This window comes from Limnohabitans planktonicus II-D5 (genome assembly GCF_001270065.2).
GTDB classification, from domain to species: Bacteria; Pseudomonadota; Gammaproteobacteria; order Burkholderiales; family Burkholderiaceae_C; genus Limnohabitans_A; species Limnohabitans_A planktonicus.
This window is the reverse complement of the sequence record NZ_LFYT02000063.1, coordinates 1-4,682: the sequence shown is the minus strand read 5'-3', so window position 1 is coordinate 4,682 and position 4,682 is coordinate 1. Positions and strand designations below refer to the sequence as shown.

Here is a 4,682-nt window from a genome sequence, read left to right as displayed (position 1 = left end):
GGTCACTTGTGCGCTCTCGCCTGCCGTCAAGGCGTTGTCGCTCAGGGTGATGCTGGCGGTGGGGCCTTGGGTGTCTACGGCGTAGTTGCCGCTGGCTGCAGCCGATCCGGTGTTGCCGGCCAGGTCGCTGTAAGCGCCGGGGTTGACGCTGATGCTGTTGGCGGCTACTTCCACATTGGCGTTGGGCGTAAACGTCGCGGTCCAGGTGGTGCCGCCATCGGTGCTGGCCAGGGTGCTGAGCGTGCCGTTGGGCGCTGTCACGTCGGCGTTGCTGAAGTCTTTGACGGCTTCGCTGAAGGTGATGGTCAGCTGGGCGCTTTGTCCGGCCGTGAGGCTGGTCATCGGTGCGCCTTGGGCGTCTTGGAGGGTGACCACGGCCGAGGGGGCCTTGGTGTCCACGCTGTAGTTGCCGCTGGTGCCCACGGCTCCTGCGTTGCCGATCAGGTCGCTGTAGGTGTTGGCCAGCGTGATGACGTTGGTGGTGTCTTCAAGGTTGACGTTGGGCGTGTAGGTGCCGGTCCAGACGATGCCGTCGGTGCTGACCAAGGTGCCCAATGTGCCGTTTTGCACCGTGACATCCGCGTTGCCAAAGTCTTGCACTTTCTCGCTGAAGGTGATGGTCAGCGTGGTGGTCTCGCCCGCTTGCAGGGCTTCGTCGGCCAGTTTGATGGTGGCTGTGGGCGCTTTGGTGTCCAGGCTGTAGTTGCCGCTCGTGCCTGCGGTGCCCACGTTGCCCGACAGGTCGGTGTAGTTGGCCAGCACTTGGACCACGTTGCTGGTGTCTTCGATGTTGGCAGTCGGGGTGAGTGTGGCGGTCCAGGTCAGGCCGCCATCGGCTGTGGCCAGGTTGCTCAGTGTGGCGTTGTCAGCGGTCAAGTCCGACAGGTCAAAGGCTTTGACTTTCTCGCTGAAGCTGATGGTGACGGTGGCGCTCTCGCCCACTTTCAGGGCGCTCTTGTCCAGCACGATGCTTTGCACCGTGGGCACGGTGATGTCCACGGCGTAGGCCCGGTTGGCAGATGCCATCTGGGTGTTGCCCGCCGCATCGCTGGCCATGAGCACGACTTCAAGGGTGCTGCCCGAATCAGCAATCAGGTCGGCGGTGGCCACGCTCACGCTGTAGTTGCCCAAAGCGTCCACGGTGCCGCTGAAGGTTTGGCCGTTGACCAGCACTTTGACCACGTCGCCTTCGCGGGCGTCGCTCACGCTGCCGGTGATGCTGGTGTGGGTTTGCACCGCGTCAGCAGGGCTCAGGGCGTCGTCGCCGCCAATGGCGTTGATGCCGACGGTGGGCAGCGGTGTGGTGGTGTCCAGCGTGAAGTTCAATGTGCTGGCCGCACTCACGTTGCCTGCGGCGTCGGTCTGGCGCACGCTCACGGTGTTGGCACCTTCTGCGGCTGTGAAGGTGCTGCTCCACGTTGTGCCGTTGGTGCTGTATTCGACCGTGGAGCCGGTCTCCAGATTGCTCACCGCGATCGTGCCGTCTCGGCTGATCTTGTCGCTGCTGCTGGCACCGCTGTCGCACAGCAGGGCCACTGTGCTTGTGCCCACTGTTTTGTCAATCACCAGGGTCAGCGTTTGCGCTGCACTGGTGTTGCCTGCGGGGTCGGTGGCGATGATGCTCACGCTGCCGCTTGTCATCGCGATGGTGGGCGTGACGCTCCAGCTGCCGTCTGCAGCCACTGTGGTGCTGAGCACTTCGTTGGTGCCGGGCATGGTGACCTGAATCACGTCGTCCTTGGTGCCCGTGCCGCTGATCGTGGGCATGTCGATACGGGTCAGGCGGTCTGACAACGCGCCGCTGTTGCTGGCGTCATCGAGCTTGACGGTGAAGCTCGGTGCCTTTGTGTCCACTGCGTAGCTGGCTGTGGCCACTGTGCCTGCGTTGCCCGCTTCGTCGGTGTAGGCCGTGCCCAGGCTCAGCGTGTTGCTGGCCGCTTCGGTGTCTGTTGCGGGCGTGAAGGTGGCTGTCCAGATCAGGCCGTCTGTGCTGGCGGTGAATGTGCTCAGAGCCCCGTTGGGCGCTGTGATGTCCGCGTTGCTGAAGTCTTTGACTTTTTCGCTGAAGGTGATGGTCACCGTGGCGCTCTCGCCTGCTTTGAGGGCGTTGTCGCTCAGGGCAATGCTGGCTGTCGGCGCTTTGAGGTCAATGGCGTAGTTGGCGCTGCTGGTGCTGGCGCCTTGGTTGCCCGCCACGTCGGTGTAGCTGTTGGCCACGCTCATGACGTTGCTGGCGTCTGCCGTGCCTGCGGTGGGCGTGAAGCTGCCCACCCAGGTCTTGCCGCCGTCGGTGGTGGCCAGGGTGCTCAGCGTGCCGTTTTCTACAGCCACGTCGGTGTTGCCAAAGCCGGTGACTTTTTCACTGAAGACGATGGTCACTTGTGCGCTCTCGCCTGCCGTCAAGGCGTTGTCGCTCAGGGTGATCGTGGCCGTGGGGCCTTGGGTGTCTACGGCGTAGTTGGCACTCGATGCGGCTGCGCCTGCGTTAGCGGCCAGGTCGCTGTAGGCACCGGGGTTGACGCTGATGCTGTTGGCGGCTACTTCCGCTTGGCGTTGGGCGTAAACGTCGCGGTCCAGGTGGTGCCGCCGTCGGTGCTGGCCAGGGTGCTGAGCGTGCCGTTGGGCGCTGTCACGTCGGCGTTGCTGAAGTCTTGGACCGCTTCGCTGAAGGTGATGGTCAGCTGGGCGCTTTGTCCGGCCGTGAGGCTGGTCATCGCTGCACCTTGGGCGTCTTGGAGGGTGACCACGGCCGAGGGGGCCTTGGTGTCTACGCTGTAGTTGCCGCTGGTGCCCACGGCTCCAGCGTTGCCGATCAGGTCGCTGTAGGTGTTGGCCAGCGTGATGACGTTGGTGGTGTCTTCAAGGTTGACGCTGGGGGTGTAGGTGCCGGTCCAGACGATGCCGTCGGTGCTGACCAGGGTGCCCAATGTGCCGTTTTGCACCGTGACATCCGCGTTGCCAAAGTCTTGCACTTTCTCGCTGAAGGTGATGGTCAGCGTGGTGGTCTCGCCCGCTTGCAGGGCTTCGTCGGCCAGTTTGATCGTGGCTGTGGGCGCTTTGGTGTCCAGGCTGTAGTTGCCGCTCGTGCCTGCGGTGCCCACGTTGCCCGACAGGTCGGTGTAGTTGGCCAGCACTTGGACCACGTTGCTGGTGTCTTCGATGCCTGCTGTGGGCGTGAGTGTGGCGGTCCAGGTCAGGCCGCCATCGGCTGTGGCCAGGTTGCTCAGTGTGGCGTTGTCAGCGGTCAAGTCCGACAGGTCAAAGGCTTTGACTTTCTCGCTGAAGCTGATGGTGACGGTGGCGCTCTCGCCCACTTTCAGGGCGCTCTTGTCCAGCACGATGCTTTGCACCGTGGGCACGGTGATGTCCACGGCGTAGGCCCGGTTGGCAGATGCCATCTGGGTGTTGCCCGCCGCATCGCTGGCCATGAGCACGACTTCAAGGGTGCTGCCCGAATCAGCAATCAGGTCGGCGGTGGCCACGCTCACGCTGTAGTTGCCCAAAGCGTCCACGGTGCCGCTGAAGGTTTGGCCGTTGACCAGCACTTTGACCACGTCGCCTTCGCGGGCGTCGCTCACGCTGCCGGTGATGCCGGTGTGGGTTTGCACCGCGTCAGCAGGGCTCAGGGCGTCGTCGCCGCCAATGGCGTTGATGCCGACGGTGGGTACGGGAGCGCTGGTGTCCAGCGTGAAGTTCAATGTGCTGGCCGCACTCACGTTGCCTGCGGCGTCGGTCTGGCGCACGCTCACGGTGTTGGCACCTTCTGCGGCTGTGAAGGTGGTGGTCCACGTTGTGCCGTTGGTGCTGTATTCGACCGTGGAGCCGGTCTCCAGATTGCTCACCGCGATCGTGCCGTCTCGGCTGATCTTGTCGCTGCTGCTGGCACCGCTGTCGCACAGCAGGGCCACTGTGCTTGTGCCCACTGTTTTGTCAATCACCAGAGGCAGCGTTTGCGCTGCACTTGTGTTGCCTGCGGGGTCGGTGGCGATGATGCTCACGCTGCCGCTTGTCATCGCGATGGTGGGCGTGACGCTCCAGCTGCCGTCTGCAGCCACCGTGGTGCTGAGCACTTCGCCTGTGCCGGGCATGGTCACTTGAATCACGTCGTCCTTGCTGCCCGTGCCGCTGATCGTGGGCATGTCGATACGGGTCAGGCGGTCTGACAACGCGCCGCTGTTGCTCGCGTCATCGAGCTTGACTGTGAAGCTCGGTGCTTGGGTGTCCACTGCGTACGTGGCTGTAGCTACCGTGCCTGCGTTGCCCGCTTCGTCGGTGTAGGCCGTGCCCAGGCTCAGCGTGTTGCTGGCCGCTTCGGTGTCTGTTGCTGGCGTGAAGGTGGCTGTCCAGATCAGGCCGTCTGTGCTGGCGGTGAATGTGCTCAGAGCCCCGTTGGGCGCTGTGATGTCCGCGTTGCTGAAGTCTTTGACTTTTTCGCTGAAGGTGATGGTCACCGTGGCACTCTCGCCTGCTTTGAGCGCGTTGTCGCTCAGGGCGATGCTGGCTGTCGGCGCTTTGAGGTCAATGGCGTAGTTGGCGCTGCTGGTGCTGGCGCCTTGGTTGCCCGCCACGTCGGTGTAGCTGTTGGCCACGCTCATGACGTTGCTGGCGTCTGCCGTGCCCGCTGTGGGCGTGAAGCTGCCCACCCAGGTCTTGCCGCCGTCGGTGGTGGCCAGGGTGCTCAG

2 protein-coding genes are annotated in these 4,682 nt (G+C 63.8%); both read right to left on the bottom strand.

Going from position 1 to position 4,682, the window contains the following annotated elements; all coding sequences use genetic code 11:
* A partial coding sequence (locus H663_RS40685; protein ID WP_276309861.1) for an Ig-like domain-containing protein occupies window positions 1-2,496 on the bottom strand: 2,496 nt, incomplete at its 3' end.
* A 41-nt stretch (window positions 2,497-2,537) separates the two neighbouring features.
* Window positions 2,538-4,682, bottom strand: a 2,145-nt coding sequence (locus tag H663_RS40680) for an Ig-like domain-containing protein (protein WP_116695965.1), incomplete at its 5' end; no start/stop codon positions are given.